Origin of the sequence: Weissella sp. DD23, from assembly GCF_001579105.1 — a bacterium.
Lineage (GTDB): Bacteria > Bacillota > Bacilli > Lactobacillales > Lactobacillaceae > Weissella > Weissella cibaria.
Map to the genome: position 1 here is coordinate 32319 of NZ_KQ970390.1, position 1448 is coordinate 33766.

The window sequence follows — 1448 nt, forward strand, 5'->3', positions numbered from 1 at the left end:
CAGATGGATAAAGTCGTGCAAATTTTAATGCTTGTTTCGGCCCTCTATCTAATTGCCGCCCTTTTCTCGGTAATCCAGCAGTACATCATGACCCGGGTTGCCCAAGGAACGGTTTACCAGTTGCGTAAGGATTTCAAGGATAAAATGGCGCGCCTGCCAGTTTCTTATTATGATTCACATCAAAATGGGGATATCATGTCCCGCATGGTTAACGATATGGACAATATTCAAGGGACGTTGAACCAGTCGTTAATTCAATTGGTCAATTCCGCTCTGACGTTTGTTGGTGTTATCTATTTCATGCTAACAATTAGCTGGCAATTATCGTTGGTGGCCTTCTTGACGGTGCCATTGTCTTTGTTAATTGTCCGGATTATCGCGCCACGATCACAACGTTATTTTGCCCGGCAACAGGCGGCCTTGGGGTTGCTGAATGACCAGGTTGAGGAGACCTTTGCTGGTCACACCGTGGTGAAAACATTTAACCAAGAGCAACCAATGATTATGAAGTTTGATGCGCAAAACGAAGATTATTACAAGGCCGCTTGGAAAGCACAATTTGTATCGACCGTTATTTTTCCATCGATGCGGTTTGTTAATAATTTGGATTATTTAGCTATGGCGGTGATTGGTGGGATTAAAGTGGCCAGCGGTACCGTTAGTTTGGGTGATGTGCAAGCTATGTTGCAATACACCAATCAATTTAGTCAGCCCATTACACAAATTGCTAATTTAACAAATACGATTCAAGCAACGGTTGCGTCAGCCGAACGTATTTTTCAGGTACTGGATGAACCAGAAATGACCGAATTAACCCCGGTTGGCCCAATTACGACTGATGACATCGTGACGTTTGAACACGTTGCCTTTAGTTATCAGACTGACCAACCATTGATGACTGACTACAGTATGTCGGTTAAGCCGGGACAAATGATTGCGATTGTTGGTCCAACTGGCGCCGGTAAATCTACTATGATTAATTTGTTGGAACGTTTCTATGACACAACCAGTGGGGTGATTCGGTTACGTGGAGCCGATACACGCGGTATGACACGTGAAGACTTGCGCCAGCATTTCGCAATGGTGCTCCAAGAGACTTGGCTTTTTGAAGGTAGTATCATGGATAATTTGCGTTATGGACGCCTTGAAGCAACGGACGATGATGTCATCACAGCTGCAAAAATGGCTCATGCGGATGAATTTATTCGCACGTTACCAGACGGGTATGACACGATCCTAAATCAGGACGCCACGAATATTTCGCAGGGACAACGACAATTGTTAACGATTGCGCGTGCGTTTATTGCAAATCCCGAAATCTTAATTTTGGATGAAGCCACGAGTTCGGTCGATACACGAACTGAGCGCATGATTCAAGATGCCATGGCTAAATTATTGGCGGGTCGAACAAGTTTTGTAGTGGCACACCGCTTATCAACGATTCGTTA

Annotated in this window: 1 protein-coding gene; it reads left to right on the plus strand. The window is 44.6% G+C overall.

The genetic code is table 11. From position 1 onward, the window contains the following. On the plus strand, positions 1–1448 hold a 1448-nt coding region (locus WEIDD23_RS00145; protein ID WP_062358727.1), incomplete at both ends, for an ABC transporter ATP-binding protein.